The organism is Kastovskya adunca, assembly GCF_059505785.1.
The window spans coordinates 37148-55684 of the sequence record NZ_JCACLG010000049.1 but is presented as its reverse complement, the minus strand read 5'-3'; the positions used below and the strand labels follow the sequence as shown (position 1 = coordinate 55684).

Sequence of the window (18537 nt, the reverse complement as noted above, 5' to 3'; positions counted from 1 at the left end):
TAGTCAGGCAAAATTAAAGTTAAGTTGTCCGATCGCCTATATAGAATGAGCTACTGCCTCAACTCAAGCTGTCCATCACCCCACAATCCGACGGGGACGAATTTCTGTAACACTTGTGGTGCAAAATTACTGCTCAAAGAACGCTACAGGGCCATCAAACCGATTGGACAGGGGGGCTTTGGCAAAACCTTCTTAGCAGTAGACGAAGATAAACCGTCTCAACCTCGCTGTGTCATCAAGCAATTTTTTCCGCAAGCCCAAGGTACAAACACCGTACAAAAAGCAGCGGAATTATTTACCCAGGAAGCGGTACGACTTGATGAGCTAGGGAAACATCCTCAAATTCCCGAACTTTTGGCGTACTTTTCTTTAAATAACCAGCAGTATTTAGTGCAGGAGTTTATTGACGGAAGAGACTTAGCCCAGGAATTAGCAAATATTGGTGTATTTAATGAAACGCAAATTCGGCAAGTTTTAAATAATTTATTACCTGTACTGCAATTTGTCCACGAGCATCAGGTGATTCACCGGGACATTAAGCCAGAAAACATTATTCAAAGAAATCGAGACAAACAACTGGTGCTAGTTGATTTCGGAGCCTCAAAAGTGGCAACAAGTGCTACTTTGGGACGAACCGGAACCGTAATTGGTAGTGCTGGCTACGTCGCCCCCGAACAAGGCATTGGTAAAGCTGTTTTTGCTAGCGATCTCTACAGTCTAGGTGTTACCTGCATTCACTTATTAACCCAGCTTCACCCCTTTGAACTCTTCGATGTTAATGAAGGAGTTTGGGTGTGGCGAAAGTTTTTGAAAAATCCTGTTAATAATCAACTCGGTCGCATCCTAGATAAACTTCTAGAAGGGGCAACAAATCGACGTTATCAAACCGCTGCTGATGTCTTCAAAGACTTAAATCCTTCTTCCGCCCCAGCCGCCCCCACGGTAAAAGCCAAAAAACAACAACCACCACCCAATTCGCCAGCAACGCCCCCAAAAACGCGCAGCATTATTGATGACGAATTAGCAGAACTCAAGTCTCAAATTTTAGGCAATCCGACACCTAAAAATCCCAGCCAAAAACCAGCCTCCCCCACACCACCCAAGGCATCCCAATCTAAAAGTCAAATTGATCTGGAATTAGAAGAACTCAAATCCCAATTTCTCGGCTCTCCTAACCAGAAAAAACCTCCTTCCCAGATATAATACTGAGTGGCGTTCATCAGGGTGTAGCTTGGTTGGATGGGGTGATGAGGGTTTTATAAATAAACCACACCAGGCACACCAGAACGCAGAGGGAAGAGAAGGAGAGGGGATGGGAAGATGAGGTGATAAGGAGAAGCGAACCATAAGCTCTTACCCCTCATACTTCATCCTTTCTCCCCCACTCAGGACTCAGGACTCACCGACTCAGGACTTTGCTATAACATCAACTCTTAACTAAAGAAGATGCACGCGCAGAGAAACCTGCGGCATTCAGAGCGGCGATCGCGGCTCTATAATCTTGTACCCAGTACTTTGAGTCAAAACGCACATGCTGCTGATTTGAGGCGGCTATTCGTGCCAATACGGGGACTTTGGCGTGATTTTTTTCCCCGGTGTGCTGTTGCAAAATTGTTTTCAAGTGCTTTAGCTCTTGGTCGTTTACCCGTTGCGGCGTCAGTTCGACCATCACCATTTGTAGTCCATCAATCACCTCTGCATCCTCGATGATCATCTGAACTTGCTCATCTTTGCGGTCTACTTTCCCCCAGACAATCAACCGAGCATCCGCTTGAATTAGGGAGCCGATGCGATCGTAACTTTGCGGGAAGACTACACCTTCAGCTTGACCTGTTAAATCTTCCATCTGCACGATCGCCATCGGGTCGCCTTTTTTGGTGATGATCGGCTTTACGGCTGTCAGCATGACGATCGCGCTAATCAGATTTCGTTTTTTCTGGTCTTCTAGATCGCTGAGGTTAATGGGAGATAAAACTTTGGCGACTTGACGCGTCGATTTTAGTGGGTGATCGGAGACATAGAATCCTAGCAGTTCTTTTTCCAGACGTAATTTTTCCTGAGGAGAGAAATCGGCAACGCTGGTAGCTTTGGGAGCAGATTCCCAGGCGGAGTTGCTGTCATTTTCAGACGCCGCCGTATCTTTTCCTAGCAAGTCAAAGATATTAATCTGACCACTATCTCGGTCTTTAGCACGGCTTTGTCCCCAATTGATCACAGGCTCGAGGTTATGGATCAGTTGGTTGCGGTTCGACTCGATACTATCAAAGGCTCCACTGTGGATTAAGGCTTCTAAAGCACGGCGGTTAACCGTCTGCAAATCGACGCGATCGCATAAATCCGCCAGCGCTTGAAACTTACCACCCTGCTGGCGTGCTTCCAAAATACATTCAATCGCCCCTTGTCCCAAATTTCGGATCGCCGACATCCCAAACAAAATCTTGTCTCCCACCGGAGTAAAATCTACCTCTGAGCGATTAATATCCGGCTGCTCGACTTCAATCCCCATACTCGAACAGGTAGCAATGTACCTTTGCACTTTGTCCTGATTGCCGCTATTGGCTGTCAATAGCGCCGCCATATATTCAACGGGGTAATTTGCTTTTAGATAAGCGGTTTGATAGGTGACATATCCATAAGCCGTTGAATGGGATTTGTTAAAGCAGTACTCAGCGAACAGAATCATCTGTTCAAATAGATCTTCCGCAATTCGTTTATGTACCCCATTTTTAGCCGCACCATCAATAAAAGTTTCTCGATGTTTCTGCATCTCTGAAACCTTCTTTTTACCCATAGCTCTCCTCAAAAGATCGGCTTGACCTAGAGAATAATTTGCTAAATCTTGAGCCATCTTCATGATTTGCTCTTGATAGCAAAGCGTGCCATAGGTTTCATTCAGAATTGGTTCGAGGAGAGGGTGTTGGTACTCAACTTTTTCTCGCCCGTGCTTGCGGTTAATAAACTTGGGAATCAGTCCGGCATCCAAGGGGCCAGGGCGATACAATGCCAAAATAGAGGAGATATCTTCAATACTAGAGGGCTTCAAATCTCGAACAATCTGCCGCATTCCTGAAGACTCTAGTTGAAAGACTCCTTCTAATTCTCCTTCTTCTAGGAGTTTGTAAGTGTTTTTGATATCTTGAGGTATTTTCTTCACTTCCCCCTTAGATAGAATGTGAAAAGCTCGTCTTTCATCCAAGGGAAGTTGGTCTAAATCTAAGTCAATATTCCGGTTTTTTATGACTAGTTCAGCCGTTTTTTGAATCGTTGTGAGATTCTTTAATCCTAGAAAATCCATTTTTAGGAGTCCTAAAGATTCTAGATCCTCCATGAAATATTGAGTAATGACAGCACCGTCATTATTCACTTGCAAAGGAACAATCTCATCTAATGGCTCTTTGGAAATGACAACACCAGCGGCGTGAACGCCAAAGGTTTTGTTGGTTCCCTCAATTCGCATTGCCATATCAATCCAGTGCTGAACCTGAGGGTCTTTTTCGTATTTTTCTTTAAATTCAGGTGCTGGGGTTTTGTCGGAAATCATCACTGAGAGTTTCGTCGGTTTCCCCCGAACAACGGGAATTAATTTTGCCATTTGGTCAGATTCCCGATAGGGAATATCTAACACTCTAGCCACATCTTTTAAGACAGCTTTAGAAGTAAGACGGTTGAAGGTAATAATTTGGGCAACGCGGTCTTTGCCGTACTTGCGAGTTACGTATTCAATGACTTCATCCCGTCGTTCGATACAAAAATCTGTATCAATATCCGGCATTGATTTTCGTTCGGGATTTAAGAAACGCTCGAAAAGTAATCCATGATGAACGGGATCAATATTAGTGATTTTGAGGGCATAAGCGACGAGAGAACCTGCTGCTGAACCTCTACCAGGGCCAACAGGAATACCATTATCTCTGGCGTATTTAATGTAGTCCCAAACAACTAGAAAGTAGGTGGAAAACCCCATCTGTTGCATCATTTTCAGCTCGTACTCAAGCCGCTCTTTGTAGCCTGAGTTGAGGTCTGCACGAGAGCGGCAACGGAAGCGCTGCAACAGCCCTTCCCAGGTGACTTCTTCGAGGTAAGTGTCTGCTGTGTGTCCACTGGGAACTGGATAATCAGGGATGCGGGGTTCCCCCATGATTTCGTAGGGTTTGACTTTGTCGGCGACTTCTAGGGTGTTAGCGATCGCCTCTTGAATCACCTCATCCGGTAAATGATCGCAAAACAGTTGCGCCATCTCCTCAGCGGACTTGAGATACTCTGTCCCGCTGTAGCGCATCCGCTTATCTTCTGTGATCAGTTTCTTTGTTTGAATGCACAACAAAGCGTCGTGGGCTTCTACGTCGTAGCAGGAAATAAAGTGCGAATCATTCGTTGCGATCAGTTTGATGTCTAGTTCGCGGGCAATTTTAACAATTTCGACATTAACTACGCGGTCTTCAATCGAACCGTGGTCTTGAATTTCCAGGTAGTAATCATCACCAAAAATATTCTTGTACCACTGGGCAACCTCACGGGCAAGTGCCATATCGCCTTTCAAGATTGCCTGGGGCACTTCACCGCCAAGACAGGCGCTAGTAACGATCAAGCCTTCGCGGTACTGTTCAAGGAGTTCTTTGTTGACGCAGGGACGGGCAAATATGCCATTCCCTTGAAAGCCTTTGAGGTGAGAAATTGTGGTGATTTTAACGAGGTTTTTATAACCTTGAGTATTTTTCGCTAAAACTACCTGGTGGTATTTGCGACAACGCGTCTTCTTTTCGATATCGCCGTTGATTACATACATTTCGTTGCCGATGATCGGCTTGACATTGCGGCTGCGACAGACTTTAATCAGCTCGATCGCACCGTACATGACGCCGTGATCCGTAAGGGCGATCGCGGGCATTCCCAACTCCACGGCGCGATCCACCAAGGCTGGCAACTGAGACGCACCATCTAGCAGGCTGTAGTCACTGTGAATGTGGAGACCAACAAAAGACATAGGGCAATGAGAGAGCGCTTTGGGTTATGAGATTAGCAGCTTACTTATATAGTGCTAACACTAACCGAAGTATCTGAGGTAATATCAACTAACCAACTGAAATGTCCTGCCATCCGGATGTAATTTACCTAGCCTCTACACCACATCCTTGTCTCTACGTAAGTCCTGCTGATTGTCGCGAATATTTCAGGATTAAGGATGGAACAGTGTATATATTTATATGGATGCTCTTGGTTGTAGCCCTCATATGAATATGTCCAAGGAATTTTGCTTTTGTACTTTGGCTGTAGGCAATAGGTACCGAACCCATGCACAGATGCTAGCAAAGGATATTCAACAATATTCACCAGCTACCACCTTCGTAGTTCTAACCGATCGACCTACTGATTTTCAGGAATACTCTCACGTTCTTGCATTCAAACATCGGCTTCAAAGCATTAAAGGGTATCATGATAAGCGTTTTGCCCTTGCCAAAGCTCTGACATTGTTTGATACCTGCATATTTTTAGATTCTGATATGCGAATCATTGATTTTGTACCAACAGACATGGAGTGGCTTCCTGGAATTACAGCAAGAACTGGCTGCAACATCTTAAAACACAACGTAGATAGCAATAAGCGTAAAGCACTTTCAGTTATAGAAGAAGTGGCACAGAAGTTAGACCTTGATCTCCAGAAAACACAATGGTTTCACGAATTCATGTTTACACTGAGGAAGCAAGCTGGAGCAGAAATTGAGTTTTTAAAGCTTTGGGAGACAATTTCTTACTTCTTTGAGATGCAGGGAGTTTATAGCGGACAGGGGAATGTCATGGGATTGGCGGCTGCTAAAGCAGGGCTGGAAATTAGAATTGAATCGACAGATAGATTCCTTTTCTTTAAAGATAACTTGGAGAAAGAGAGAATTAAAAAAGGGCAATCAAAATTGAAGGAGAAACAGGTTTACTTTGATATACACAAAAAAATTGAATATCCAGAGCGCCCCATTTGGAGAAAAGGGATTGATAAGTTGATTAAAAAAGCAGGATTTATTTATCGATTATCAAGATTAAAAATTTTGGCAAAGCAGGATCACAATTTTCAAAAGCTTTTTGGCGTGGACTAAAACCCAAGGCGATCGCGGAGTATCTAAGGACTCTGTTGTAGGCATCGGCTACTTCGCTATACCAGCTATTTTTTTCTAAATCTTTCATAGTCGGTCAGCAAAGCAATTACTTTAACAGTTGAACGTAGTTGATTAAGTCTGGAAAGAAATTTTTAAAATCCAACTCCAGTTGTTGATAATTGTGGCTAAGTTCTTCTATCGCTTCTCCTAAAGTATTTTTTCTCTTTAGTCTTGCAGATATATTTTGCAATGCTTGTTGAATTCCTGCTAACTCTCTGTAGGAAACCAATAAATTGTTGTTAATAATTCTCGGCAAAACTAGTTGCATTTTAGGGGGAAGTACAGATTCGTTACTTTGCAAGATTATATAAACCTGTGTTGCAAATTTTTGTAATGGTATAGAAGAATAGGTTGACCAATTCTTAGCAAGAAAATGATCGTAAAAGATATCAACTAAAACGCCAGCATAACGTCGATTAGGGACGCTAATTAGCGCTTTACTTTGTTTGACCACTGGATGGGAATCTGTATAACTGTCAACTTTTCGATGTAAGCTGATTCCTTTTTGAATCTCCTGAGAGTAGTTCTCAACTTTTTGACCTTTGAGAAAATCCCCCAGAAGATTACCAAGAATAGATTCCGGTGAATCTTCTGCGAGATAGAGATGTGCTAGGTAGTTCATGCTGGGGATTTATGCTCAAATTTTGGTGGGGTAGACAGCTATATATCTTAAACAAACCATACGTGAAGGAGAGATCCCCGACTTCTTAAAGAAGTCGGGGATCTGAACCGCTAGATCTAATGCGCTAGCAATCTCTTTCTCTTCGCCACCACGCTCTTACTAGACGAATGTCTTCGTAACTGTAACTTTCTCCTAGATGTTCGCGAAGGTTTTTGAGGGAGTCGGCACCAATAGTTTGAATCGCTTTTAAGATGGGTTTTTGTTGTTCTGGTAATACTAATTGATTGAGGTCGATTGGCTGTTTCATCTCAATTAGTTCGCTTAAATGGGTGATGATGGTGCTGGTAGTAAAGCCGCGCTTTTGGGCAATTTCTTCAATATTTAAGCCTTGTTGGTAAAGTTGCAGCGTTGCCATCTGGGTATCTGAAGGGAGGGGAACGGGGAGTTGTTGTTCCTGGCAAAAGCCGCGAATTTCTGAGAGAAATTTATCGCCGTATTGCGTGAGTTTGTGAGTGCCGACGCCGGAGATTTGGGCGAATTCCTCTAAGGTTTGGGGTTGCTGCTGTGCCATTAGTTTCAGGCTGGAATCGGCAAAGACGACGTAAGGGGGTACAGATTGGGCGTCGGCTATTTGTTTGCGTAATTTGCGTAATCGCTCAAAGAGGATTTCGGCTTCAGCGGAGCGGGGGTTAATATCGAAGGCTTTAGCGGCGGGGGCTTGGGTGACAGCGATGTGGACTGAACGTTGCTTGCGTAGTACTTCCCAACTGAGTTTGTTTAGTTTTAGTACTCGATAGCCATCGGTGGTTTCGTCTACTAAGCCTTGATGTAGAAGCGATCGCACTAACATTTTCCAAGCATCAATGCTTTTATCTTGCCCTATTCCGTAGGTAGAAAGCAGGTGATGCCCGTACTGCTCAATCTTCTGCTTTTTTGAACCCCGTAGCACATCAATAATATGAGTTGCCCCGAAGCGTTCTTGGCAACGAGCAACACAAGAGAGAAACTTTTGCGCCTCAATTGTCCAATCTTCTACAGGTTTGGGAGAACGGCAATTATCGCAATTACCGCAGTTTCCTTGGAAGCGTTCGCCGAAGTATCGAAGTTGAATGGTACGGCGGCAATCTGTTCCCTCGGCGTAATCCAACACCTGACGCAACTGTTGACGGGCAACTCGCTGCTCTTTGGGATTGGGTTTTTGCTCGATCAGGTAGTCAATGGTGCGGATATCAGCCGCGCTGAATAAGAGAGTGCAGTTAGCCAGTTCGCCATCTCGCCCTGCACGCCCGGATTCTTGATAATAACTTTCTAGGTTGCGGGGTAAGTCGTAGTGGATGACGAAACGCACATCCGGTTTGTTGATCCCCATACCAAAGGCGATCGTGGCTACCATCACCTGTACGTCATCGCGGGTGAAACGGGTTTGATTGTCTGCCCTGTCGGCGTCATTCATCCCGGCATGATAAGGTAGAGCGTCAATGCCATCTTGCTGTAAGCGGGAGGCAACTTCATCAACCTTGCGACGCGACAAACAGTAGACAATACCGGAGCCGTTTTGAGAACGGATTTGTTTTAAAAGTTGGTTGTAGCTTTGGCGTTGCTTAGGTTGAACGTCGTAGTAAAGGTTCGGGCGGTTGAAACTAGCGATATGAATTCCAGGCGATCGCAGGGTAAGCTGCTGAAGGATGTCTTGTTGCACGCGCTTGGTGGCGGTGGCGGTGAGGGCAAGAATGGGTATATCGGGGTAACGCTGACGCAGTTGTCGCAGTTGTCGATATTCTGGGCGAAAGTCATGTCCCCACTCGGAAACACAATGAGCTTCATCAATCGCAAAGGCGGAAATGCCAATCCGCGATCGCAAAGTCTCTAAAAATGGCAGAAATCTCTCTCCCAATAAGCGTTCTGGAGCAACATAGAGCAGCTTAATCTTGCCATCTAAAATAGCGGCTTCGCGCGATCGCACTTGCTCATAACTCAGGCTGCTATTGAGAAACGTTGCCCCAATGCCATTATCTTGCAATGCACAGACTTGGTCTTGCATCAGCGCAATCAGCGGCGATACTACCACCGTCAATCCAGGCTTCAACAAGGCTGGTAACTGGAAGCACAAAGACTTTCCGCCCCCTGTGGGCATAATAATCAGCAAGTCCCGATTTTGAAGTGCTTCTTCAACAATCTGTTGCTGCCCTGGGCGGAACGTATCATATCCAAAGAAGTGTTTAAGTGCTTCTTCCAGGGAGTGCAACTGGTACATAGTTACTCTGCTTTGTGCTGCTGATCGTACAATGATTGTAAGATCTCCATTTACCATGTCAGTCGATTAACTGCAGTTTTTTGAGGGTGTTTGATTCTGGCGATAGATCTTCATCGCTCTTCTGAACTTCTCTTAAACCCTATGGCTCTAATGCAAGCCTCCTGCTAAAAAGAATGCAATTTCTCCTGTCACAATCTAAGATTGTGACAGGAGAAATTGACCCACATTGGCACGCAACCTTTAAATTTTTTTTGTAGATCCACCATAAGTATTATGCAGTCCTACGATTGGCTCGATCATGTTGTTGCTGAACTTGGTGCCTTATGCTTTGCAGATGATCAGCTCAAGGCTGAAATTCATACGCTCAAAGCAGAAGTTGAGGAACTCAAAGCTCGATCTACAAACATAGAGGTTGACTTAGAGGAAATGAAGTCTGAAACTGCCCAGCTCAAAATAGCGATTACTGAAGCGTGGGAAAATGCTGCTCAACTTAAAGCTGAGTCACTTCGAGTCAGAGCGAATGCACTTCGCACCAGAGTTGACTCGGCTCAGAAAAGAGAGCAGCGTGCTCAGCTCAGAACTAGGCAAAATTTCGACTAATTTTTCTGTACTAGAAATTCTCGGTGTAGAGGACAGAACAACATCAGTAAGCCATTGTGATGTGCCGCTTATTACATTAATGCAGTCATTTTTATAACTTCGCTTCATAATGATATTTGTAAAGCTCTGTTAAGAGAAAAGACTATGTCAAAAGCAACTTGGAACGGTGCCGTGCTGGCTGAGAGTGACAACTGCGAAGTCGTCGAAAATAACTACTACTTTCCTCCAGACTCTGTGAATAAAGAATACTTCACCGAAAGCAGCACCCATACTTCTTGCCCTTGGAAAGGACAAGCTAGCTACTACACCATCGAAGTAGATGGTAAAGAGAATAAAGATGCTGCCTGGTACTACCCTAGTGCTAAAGAGAAGGCGAAAAATATTGAAGGCTATATCGCTTTCTGGAAGGGTGTACAAGTTGAGAAGTAGTAAGTAGGAAGCAAGGGTGCGGGGGAGATGAGGGGAGCAGGGAAGCAGGGGAGCGGGGGAGCGGGGGAGCAGAGGTGCAGAGGTGCAGAGGAGATGAGGCGATGAGGCGATGAGGCGATGAGGCGATGAGGAAAACTGATAACCTCCTTCATACTTCACCCTTCACACTTCATACTTCATACTTCACACTTCACCCTTCATACTTCATACTTTCTTCCCTACTCACCGACTCACCTGACGCCAATCTCTCTATCATTCACCAAAACCCTGCCTAATCAGACTAAGCAGGGTTTCTTTGTAAGATTTCTCGTCTTTGAAGTCAACCTCAAAAACATTGCCTCCCATTTCTCGGGTTGCTTTGAGTTCATCGGTGAGCAGGGTATTAAGAATATCTAACTGAGCATCAAGAATTTTTGGGCGTTGTTCATACCAAGATGCGATCGCCTCTGATAGTTTTTCCTCATCATCCGGCAAACTAGTAACCAGCTTTTCCAAGCTAGCTCGATCTTGAGCAGAAAAAAGTGATGAGCCTGACGGTGCGCTTTGTTTAGGCTTCGTTCTCAACAATGAAATAAACGCTTCAATGTTGTGTTGGTGAAATGACATTGATCAACTCAGGGAAATTTTTTGATTTTACCCTGATACGTCTGCTGTTTTAGAGCGCCAGCAACAATGCCGTATAAATTGTGGCTCCAAGGGCAAATGACCAAAAGCGGCTTTGTTGCTCATCAGGTAGTTCTTCCTTAATTACATTCAAGATAATCCCACCAGCTAAGAAAGCAAACAGCATCGCCAGCGCTACCTCAGAGATTTGCGTCGCCAGTCCAATTGCCCAACCCAAAAACACTGCCCCAGCTAATACCCAGCGACCAATGTGGCGATAATTGTCCTTGTGATGTTCCCATAGGCTGTAGTCATTAACCCAAAAATGCAACGCCATCGCACAAAAAAACAATATAAGGTTCCCAAGTCCCAATTCCTCCCGATGCAGAAGCAAGTAGCCGATTAGGGCGTTGTAAAAGGCGAAAGAGCCGATGTGCACCCAGAAAACACTCGTACTGGTGGAATTTGGCTGGTTACCTTTCTGTTGGCGTCTGCGGGATTCTGTGGCAAGTCGTTCCAGCCCGTAAAAGATAGTTAAGCCCAACAGTGCTACGAGATAAACGTGATGTTCAAAAAAGCCCAAAATTGAGTTATTGCTCTGCTCAAAACTTTCTTGGCTCTGGCTGAGTTCTGGAAAAATATGTACAAAGACATAAGCCACGGAAGCACCGCCAGCAAAGGAAAGCCAACGACTGCGCGACAGGGCGTACACAAATTGCAGCTTACCAGCAAGCAGATGCACCAGCGCTAGTCCCGAAGCGAAGAGTAAGGTCAAGCTAGATGAAACTGGATTCGATGCTGAGGATTCTGCATTTGATGCTGAGGATTCTGCAACGGCAAGTATATTCCCAAGGAAACTCATAAGTAGGGTTCGTAAATAATTAGAGGTTTGTAGAAAGGGTTAAAGCTCTCACTACGAACCCATCAAAAAAATCATATTGCAGACAACGTTTGATTTATTCTCGCCTAGTTACTGAGTAAGGGAACCTTTTTACTATTGAATATTGATTTGAGCAGGTGGCTCCAATACGCTGACATCAACCAACGGTGTCACATTAAATCCCTGTTCTAGTAATTGCGCCTGAATCGCTTGGGTAAGTTGGGTACGAATCTCCTCCGCAGAGGCAGTAACGCCCGGAGCGCGCTGGACATAGACAACAACCAGCAAGGTATTTTGCTCCTCAATGTCGGCGCGGGTGAAGCGAACATTGGATTCTACTAACTTTGCTAGATCGTTTCTCTCCACTACCTGTTGAATCACAGCAACAACAGACTGGGCGCGAGTAGAGCGCTGAAACTCAGGACGGGAGGAAAACTGCCAGGTTAATAAAGCTGCCAGCGCCACGATTGTGACTACACCCGCAGAGCGAGAGATCCATTTTTTGCCGCGAGTATAGCGCGAACCCTGAGTCGATAGACCGCCATAGAAGCGGAAGAGGAGGGAGGCAGATACATTGATGGCAGCAAGTTGTAGCAGCAGCACAAAGAAGCCGCTTTTTGCCATATTCCACTCACCGAGCGCGATCGCCATACCAACAATCCCCGCAGGTGGTGCCAAGGAAGCCGCTACCAGAGCGCCAACTGCTGCACCAGAAACTAGGCTACTGCGCTCGGATTGTAGAAGGTTTAAGGCACCTGCGGCACCTGCCGCTATTGGCAGCAGCACCGCTACTGAGGCAACTTGACTCTGTTGCACCATTAAGGGAGTAGGAGCGTCTTGTAGGAGCAAGCTGAACAACCAAGTTACTCCAATCGTCACAGTTATGGAAGCAAAATAACGTAAGAGACTTTGCCTAAGCAATATATAATCACCGCGTGCCGTTGCGATCGCCGTGTTCATTGCTGGACCAGCAAATGGCGCAATCAGCATCGCAGCAATTAGCAAAAAAGTCGTATTTGTGTACAGACCAATCCAGACTACAACTCCAGCACACACTGCATAGCCCAAAAAGCCTTTCCAGGAGCCAATACTCTGTAGACCTCCCAGAAACACCTCAATAGAGCTACGATCTTGAACATTTTTAACTTGCTGCGGTGCCTCATTGTTTGGGGGCTGTAGGGCAATAACCCCCCTTGGCATGAAGGAAATCTGCAAGTTTTCTACATCGTTTAGTTTCTTTAACAGCTCCTCCACCTTGGCATTGGGGACATGAACAATCACCAGATCGAGCGCTCCTTCATGGTTAGTTGCCTCAAACTGAGCCAGGTTCATCCCATCACAATCCTTGGCAATGTCAAGAATTTTTTTCCCCTGTCCTCGTGGAACCTGAATCAATAATCGGCGCATTTATAAGGTGCCTAAGCTGTCAGTGGCTGTTGCGCTGCTAAGAGCGCCTGATACTAAGAATGTTTGCCCATGGTGCGTTCTGCCTTCCCCCAGAGGAAAGATTTTGCCCTGATCCTTTTAGGGAACTTCCGGGAAAAAGAGACGAAATTTTAGCGATCGCCCTACAGCACCTACCCTCTAGACTGGAGCGTAAATACAGTTATTTCGGGCGGACAGTTTATCCGTAGTGGAACACCGCTGAAGCCAATTCCTCGGTTTACGTAAAGCTCGTTTCCTGATGCCCCGTATTCATCAACAATCCAACCGTCGGCGTGTACCTTATCATCCTTTGCATAGGTTAACCAAGACCATGAAGGCAGGAATGGTAGGCGAATTTGTCCGCCGTGGGTGTGCCCTGCCACAGCCACAGGAGCAGTTGCTGGTGGAAATGCCTCAAATGAGTCTGGATGGTGCATCATCACAAATCTGGGTGCCCCGTCTGGTACTTTAGCTAGTGCAACGGCTGGTTTAGAGTTATCTGCCCAAAGTGACCCAATGCCTATCAGGTACAGAGGCAATTCCTCATCTGTGCCCGCTGTTTCTGGAGATTCCAGCGCTACGGCATCATTTTGAAGGACTTCCACACCCACCCCTTCAAGAGCTAAGACTAATTTGGCTGCCAACTCTTGGTTCGGCGGCTTATGCTTGTTTTTCAAGGCATAGTCGTGATTGCCCAGCACGGCATAAGTTGGGATGCCTGCTGCTGTCAATGGGCGAATCAGTTCAATGGCTTTATCAATCTCCTCACTGGAGTCTAGGGTTGCACCATAAATAAAGTCTCCAGCTATCATTACAACAGCGGGACGCTCCTCAATTAGTTCCTCCACAATGCGAGCGATGGTTGGAGTATTGTCCAGCCACATCCCAACTTGCCAATCTGCAACGACTGCGACTCGTTTTCCTTCCCAAGCCGGAGGAAGACCGGGAATTTCTGCAACTTCGACTTCTTTATCAATGAAATAGGGTTCTATCAAACCCCAAATTAGGAGAATACCTACTACTCCCAATAACCCTAATAGGGTGTACTTTATTTTCTGCATTCTCTTAGCTGCTATTAACTCTATATAGAGGGTGAATTCTCAGAGTGGTAATGGCGAGCCTCTCAGACTTCCCTCAGAAGAGGGATGTTAAGTTTTCTCGCTGTGTTGAACCATCTGTTTAATTAAGTTTAAAGGAGACAAGGGAGATGCAACTCGCCCAACAAGTCGCGCTAATCACGGGCGCAGGTTCAGGGATCGGCAAAGCCACTGCCTTGTTGTTTGCCAAAGAAGGGGCAAAAATCGCTGCCTTAGGTCGAGGGATGGATGACCTCAAACAAACCGTTAGCGAGATTCAGCAAGCTGGTAGCGAAGCAATAGCGATTAGCACTGATATCTCCCAGCCGGAGGAGATGCAACAAGCAATTGAGCAAATTATTAATCAGTGGGGGCGTCTTGATATCGTCTTCGCCAATGCAGGAATCAATGGCGTCTGGGCACCTTTAGAAGAACTTGACCCTGACGAGTGGCAGAAAACCATCGATGTCAATCTCACAGGGACGTACCTAACCGTGAAATATGCCGTTCCTCACCTGAAAAAACAGGGCGGTTCAGTGATTGTTACCTCCTCGGTTAACGGCACCCGCATGTTCAGCAACACGGGCGCAACCGCTTATGCTTGCACCAAAGCCGCTCAGGTTGCCTTTACCAAAATGGTTGCCCTAGAACTTGCCAAGCATCGCATCCGTGTCAATGTCATTTGTCCAGGAGCGATTGACACAGATATCAACTCCAGCACAGACCGACAGGATTTAGACGATGCTGGCGAACCCGTTGAGTTTCCCGAAGGAAAGATCCCTTTAACAGACGGCAAATCTGGTACATCTGAGCAGGTAGCCCAATTGGTTCTCTTCCTTGCCTCAGACGCCTCTAGTCATATCACGGGTACGGAAATGTGGATTGATGGCGCTCAGTCATTACTGCAAGGCTAAACCACCGTCACCCTAGGTAATCGTGAATCAACTCAACATTGCCCTAACCGCCATCAGCTTACTGATTTTAGTTGTGGGGCTAATCTCCAAACCGATACGGCAATCTTATGTCTCAGATGGAGTTATCGCTCTGGTGGTGGGCATCCTGTTGAGTCCAGACGCTCTGGGGTGGCTTGACGTAACAACCTGGTGGGGCAACAGAGAAACCTTTATTGAGGAAGCGGCTCGCCTGACTGTTGCCATTGGTCTGATGGGGGTCGCCCTGCGGGTACCAAGAGGATATGTCTCCCGACAGTGGAAGTCTTTGGCGGTGGTACTGGGGTTAGTGATGCTCCTGATGTGGGTAATCAGCGGCTTGTTGGTGTACTGGCTGTTCGATCTGCCCTTTTGGGTGGCGATGCTGATTGGGGCGATAGTTACACCGACTGACCCAGTTGTCTCTACAAGCATCGTCACGGGTGTAGTGGCTCAAGAGAATATTCCCGACAGGCTGCACCATTTTATCTCTACAGAGTCAGGGCTTAATGATGGTTTAGCCTATCCGTTTGTCCTGCTCCCGATTCTGCTCCTAACGCGATCGCCAGGAGAAGCTTTAACTCACTGGCTGCTCAACAGTGTACTTTGGGGAGTCGGTGCTGCTGTTGTGGTGGGCGCACTTTTGGGCTACGGGACGGGTCGGTTGCTAAATTGGTCAGAAGAAAAGGAAATTATTGAGAGAACGTCGGTTCTTGCTTATACCGTTGCCCTCTCTCTGCTGGCGGTGGCAGTTGTCCATCTGATGGGCAGCGATGGTATCCTGGCGGTTTTTGTGGCGGGACTCTCCTTTGATGGCATCGTCAATATCAAGCGAAGAGAGGAGTCAGAAAATATACAAGAAGCGGTTGAGCGCTTCTTTACCCTGCCAATTTTCCTATTGCTAGGTTTAATACTGCCGTGGCAAGACTGGTTCCAACTAGGATGGAAGGGCTTGCTACTAGTGATAGCTATCCTCCTGCTACGCCGACTCCCAGCCGTGCTGGCTCTGCGTCCTCTAATTAAACCCCTGCATGGTCTTTCAGATGCTCTGTTTGTCGGCTGGTTTGGCCCGATTGGTATTGCGGCTCTCTTCTACTCCCATCTGGCGCTGGGCCGTACCGGAATTCGGGAGGTCTGGACAATCAGCAGTCTGCTTATTGTTGCCTCTATCCTCGTCCACGGTATGACTGCAACGCCCTTGAGCCGACTCTATGGCAAGAAGACCAAGTAGAATATAGCCGGCAGTAGTGTGGAAGAAAACTATTGATGCCATTTGTCTAGGAGCGATTGAGACAGAACTGCAAAGCTAAACCACCAGCACCATAGGGAAGGGGGAAAATTGCGGTTACTTACCAAAAACCAAAAAAGTTGCGTTCGTCCCAGAGGATCAGCAATCCGCTGATGGTAATCAGGGTAATTGCTAAGTGTCGGAACTGTTGCTCATTAATCTTTTTTAGAGCTAGCTGACCTAAATAATTAGCTGGGATCGCTGCCAGCCCAATAACAAAACCGTAGCCCAGATCGTTAACAGTCATTGCTCCCAAGGCAACATAGGTGATGATTTTAACCGAATGCACAACTAAAACATGGGCGGCTTTGGTGGCAATCATCTTTTCTTTGACCAATCCGTAATTTAGGTAAAACGGATTGAGGATAGGGCCAGCACTACCGATGAGTCCGGAAACAAAAGCATTCACAAAACCGGCAGGTAAGAAAAACCAGCCAGGAACCTGAAAGGATTGTTCTTTTTTTCCCAGCTTGAAACTGAAAACGGAACTTACGAGAAATAATCCCAGCAGGATTTGTAGCCAATGCAATCGAGTTTGGGTAAAGGCAAACGAACCACACATTGCCCCCGACACCGCTCCTGGCAAGTACCACCAAGTCAACCGCCAATCAATGTCTTGCCAAAATAGCAAGACTCTGTGGCAATTACTGATTAACATCCCCATGGTGACAACTGGCGGCACTGCTGATGTATCCAAAAGGAAATTGACCATCGGCAGGATAATGAACGGACTACCGCCACCAGCGATGCTGCTGATGAACCAAGCGATGAAACTTGTCAGTGTCAAAAAGAGGATGGTCATAAGGCGTGCTTTGTTCAGACCAAGGAGTGATTACAGGGACTCTCTCAACCTGCCACAATCGCCTCATGTTGCCTACCCTAACTGAAAAACATCGGTAGGCTTTTGCAGGGGAGAAGGGAATGATTCCGTCGTGGCTGGTGATTGGGGGCGTAACGTTATTAGTTGGGCTACTGGGAGGTTTAATTAGACCAGAAGATACTAGGTGGTTCAACCGTTTACGACGCCCGGACTGGCTGACTTTTGAGCGGGCAATTCCCATTATCTGGACTGTGGTTTTTATCTGTGGTGCTTGGTCTGCTTACATTGTTTGGGAAAATGACCCTGGTAGTACAAGAACCTGGGTATTTATGGGCTTGTACCTGTTACTAGAACTGATAACGATCGCCTATACGCCAGTGATGTTTCTCATGCGTAGTCTGAGAGTGGGCACGGTTATTGGTGGTACGGGTGCCGTTTTCGCAATTATCTTGGCATTGCTTGTTCTGTCTGTGAACCTTTGGGCATCTGTGTTGCTGCTTCCCTACATCATTTGGAGTCCCATTGGCACCTACACCACTTGGCAAATGCTCAAGCTGAATCCTGGAGCGGCTTAAATGAGCTTTGATCCCGATCGCTCCTGCTCACTTTTGTTATCGCGTTAGTTTGACGTGGGAGGAGGTTATTGACCGAGGTAGGCTTCTAAAACGGCGTTGTTTTGCTGAATTTCGGTTGGGGTGCCGTCAGCGAGATTGCGTCCTTCTGCTAATACCCAGACGCGATCGCACAACGACATAATCACATCCATATTGTGTTCGATAATCAAAAACGTCATTCCTTCCCGATTCCACCTCACTACGTGCTCGCAAATTTGATTAATCAGCGTCGGATTCACCCCAGCGGCGGGTTCATCCAGCAAAATTAACTTGGGTTGCGTCATCAATACCCGGGCAATTTCCAACAACTTGCGCTGCCCTCCTGACAACGCCCCGGCATAGTCCTCTGCCTTACTCGCCAAGCCCACAGAGTCCAAAACCTCCATTGCCTGACGTTGCAGTTTTCGCTCCTCTTGTCGCAGCTTCCGGGGTTGTAACCAAACGTTCCAGAAGTTCTCTCCGGTTTGTTTTTGAGCGGCCAGCAGCATGTTCTCCATCACCGACATCCGAGACAGCACCCGCGCCACCTGAAATGTCCGCACCATTCCCTGCTGGGCAATTTGATGGGGTTGCAAGTTCTGGATGGGTTCTCCATCAAACAGGACTTGTCCGGAGTCAGGTTGGATAAAGCTTGATAACAGATTAAATAAGGTCGTTTTCCCGGCACCATTGGGGCCAATTAGCCCGGTAATGCTGCCTTGCGGCACCTGAATTTCCGCATTATCCACCGCTCTAACACCGCCAAAGCTTTTGCTAAGTTTACTAGCTGCTAGTAAGGGCGCGGCATTAGGTTTTTGCTGTCTTACTGCTGCTACACTAGCTTCTTCACTTTGACTCAAGGGAAGATT

The 18537-nt window shown here is 46.5% G+C and carries 16 protein-coding genes; 7 read left to right on the top strand and 9 right to left on the bottom strand.

The genetic code is table 11. The annotated features are described in order from the left end of the window. The first annotated feature begins 45 nt into the window (after nt 1-45). On the top strand, nt 46-1203 hold the full coding sequence (locus AC5JR3_RS19140) for a protein kinase domain-containing protein (protein ID WP_495848155.1): 1158 nt from the start codon (nt 46-48) through the stop codon (nt 1201-1203). Between the two features lie 223 nt (nt 1204-1426). Here the strand turns inward: AC5JR3_RS19140 and AC5JR3_RS19135 are convergent, their stop codons facing one another. Further along, nucleotides 1427-4984 carry a DNA polymerase III subunit alpha gene (locus AC5JR3_RS19135; RefSeq protein ID WP_495848154.1) on the bottom strand — a complete coding sequence of 1186 codons (3558 nt, stop codon included), beginning with the start codon at nt 4982-4984 and terminating at the stop codon, nt 1427-1429. Between the two features lie 220 nt (nt 4985-5204). Here AC5JR3_RS19135 and AC5JR3_RS19130 point away from each other — a divergent pair, with 220 nt between their 5' ends. Then, on the top strand, nt 5205-6089 hold the full coding sequence (locus AC5JR3_RS19130; protein WP_495848153.1) for a hypothetical protein: 885 nt from the start codon (nt 5205-5207) through the stop codon (nt 6087-6089). Nucleotides 6090-6195: 106 nt separating this feature from the next. Here AC5JR3_RS19130 and AC5JR3_RS19125 read toward each other — a convergent pair whose 3' ends face one another. Next, nucleotides 6196-6771, bottom strand: a complete 576-nt coding sequence (locus tag AC5JR3_RS19125; protein ID WP_495848152.1) for an acyl carrier protein phosphodiesterase — start codon at nt 6769-6771, stop codon at nt 6196-6198. A gap of 124 nt (nt 6772-6895) precedes the next feature. Beyond that, nucleotides 6896-9025 (bottom strand): DNA helicase RecQ, encoded by a 2130-nt coding sequence (gene recQ / locus AC5JR3_RS19120; RefSeq protein ID WP_495848151.1) that lies wholly within the window; start codon nt 9023-9025, stop codon nt 6896-6898. Between the two features lie 216 nt (nt 9026-9241). Between recQ and AC5JR3_RS19115 the strand changes: the two genes are divergently transcribed. Then, nucleotides 9242-9625 (top strand): hypothetical protein, encoded by a 384-nt coding sequence (locus AC5JR3_RS19115; RefSeq protein ID WP_495848150.1) that lies wholly within the window; start codon nt 9242-9244, stop codon nt 9623-9625. A gap of 144 nt (nt 9626-9769) precedes the next feature. Beyond that, a complete protein-coding gene (locus tag AC5JR3_RS19110) occupies nt 9770-10054 on the top strand; it encodes a DUF427 domain-containing protein (RefSeq protein ID WP_495848149.1) in 285 nt (94 codons plus the stop codon). A 252-nt stretch (nt 10055-10306) separates the two neighbouring features. On the opposite strand, the gene AC5JR3_RS19105 is transcribed toward AC5JR3_RS19110, so the two are convergent. From AC5JR3_RS19105 to AC5JR3_RS19090, 4 genes are all read right to left on the bottom strand, one after another. Further along, on the bottom strand, nt 10307-10660 hold the full coding sequence (locus tag AC5JR3_RS19105) for a hypothetical protein (protein WP_495848148.1): 354 nt from the start codon (nt 10658-10660) through the stop codon (nt 10307-10309). Between the two features lie 49 nt (nt 10661-10709). After that, nucleotides 10710-11519, bottom strand: a complete 810-nt coding sequence (locus tag AC5JR3_RS19100; RefSeq protein WP_495848147.1) for a hypothetical protein — start codon at nt 11517-11519, stop codon at nt 10710-10712. Nucleotides 11520-11651: 132 nt separating this feature from the next. Beyond that, the gene (locus AC5JR3_RS19095; protein ID WP_495848145.1) at nt 11652-12944 is read right to left on the bottom strand and encodes a DUF389 domain-containing protein; all 1293 of its coding nucleotides are present in this window, start codon (nt 12942-12944) and stop codon (nt 11652-11654) included. Nucleotides 12945-13114: 170 nt separating this feature from the next. Beyond that, nucleotides 13115-14023 (bottom strand): metallophosphoesterase, encoded by a 909-nt coding sequence (locus tag AC5JR3_RS19090; RefSeq protein WP_495848144.1) that lies wholly within the window; start codon nt 14021-14023, stop codon nt 13115-13117. Nucleotides 14024-14169: 146 nt separating this feature from the next. Here AC5JR3_RS19090 and AC5JR3_RS19085 point away from each other — a divergent pair, with 146 nt between their 5' ends. Together AC5JR3_RS19085 and AC5JR3_RS19080 are read left to right on the top strand one after the other, a co-directional pair. After that, nucleotides 14170-14952 carry an SDR family oxidoreductase gene (locus AC5JR3_RS19085; RefSeq protein WP_495848143.1) on the top strand — a complete coding sequence of 261 codons (783 nt, stop codon included), beginning with the start codon at nt 14170-14172 and terminating at the stop codon, nt 14950-14952. A gap of 22 nt (nt 14953-14974) precedes the next feature. Then, nucleotides 14975-16198: a cation:proton antiporter domain-containing protein gene (locus tag AC5JR3_RS19080; protein ID WP_495848142.1), complete on the top strand. Its 1224-nt coding sequence runs from the start codon at nt 14975-14977 to the stop codon at nt 16196-16198. Between the two features lie 118 nt (nt 16199-16316). On the opposite strand, the gene AC5JR3_RS19075 is transcribed toward AC5JR3_RS19080, so the two are convergent. Next, nucleotides 16317-17057 (bottom strand): sulfite exporter TauE/SafE family protein, encoded by a 741-nt coding sequence (locus tag AC5JR3_RS19075; protein WP_495848141.1) that lies wholly within the window; start codon nt 17055-17057, stop codon nt 16317-16319. A gap of 119 nt (nt 17058-17176) precedes the next feature. Here AC5JR3_RS19075 and AC5JR3_RS19070 point away from each other — a divergent pair, with 119 nt between their 5' ends. Continuing rightward, nucleotides 17177-17650, top strand: a complete 474-nt coding sequence (locus AC5JR3_RS19070; protein WP_495848140.1) for a TspO/MBR family protein — start codon at nt 17177-17179, stop codon at nt 17648-17650. Nucleotides 17651-17715: 65 nt separating this feature from the next. Here AC5JR3_RS19070 and AC5JR3_RS19065 read toward each other — a convergent pair whose 3' ends face one another. Beyond that, on the bottom strand, nt 17716-18528 hold the full coding sequence (locus tag AC5JR3_RS19065; protein ID WP_495848257.1) for an ABC transporter ATP-binding protein: 813 nt from the start codon (nt 18526-18528) through the stop codon (nt 17716-17718). Nucleotides 18529-18537: the final 9 nt, after the last annotated feature.